Here is a 402-nt window from a genome sequence, read left to right as displayed (position 1 = left end):
GACGAAGATCGCGACGCCTACGAGAGCGGACACCGACAACTTCCGCAGATCGGTGCGCACTTCGAGTAGCACTACTCGACTACTCGACGGTAAGCCGGATCGCGCGAGGTGTGGATCGGCGGGCTGCGTCAAGGCGCAAGACCTGACCCCGACCTTGGGAGAAGTTCCACAGTGAACAGACTTCTCCGGACAGCGGCCACGAGTCTTGTGACGGCACTCTCGATCAGCGGTTGCGGAAAATTCGAGTACGGCGTAGACATTGTCAACTACGGCCAGAGCGGCGTGGTTCTTCTTCGTGTGGGTGAGCACGAAGGCTCGGTTCGCAAGCCATACAAAGTAAGAGGAGGAAATGGGGAGTATCGCTGGGTTACCTACGTCGCGCCACGGGGCCTGGAGAAAGTG

The 402-nt window shown here is 59.2% G+C and carries 1 protein-coding gene; it reads left to right on the top strand.

All coding sequences use genetic code 11. From position 1 onward, the window contains the following. Positions 1-171 precede the first annotated feature (171 nt). Positions 172-402: hypothetical protein (locus tag RM530_RS18475; protein ID WP_311366736.1), on the top strand; the 231-nt coding region annotated here is incomplete at its 3' end.

The sequence above is a fragment of the Banduia mediterranea genome, from assembly GCF_031846245.1.
In the GTDB taxonomy this organism is placed as follows: Bacteria; Pseudomonadota; Gammaproteobacteria; order Nevskiales; family Nevskiaceae; genus Banduia; species Banduia mediterranea.
The sequence above is the reverse complement of the archived record's forward strand: the minus strand, read 5'-3'. Positions and strand labels throughout refer to the sequence as shown.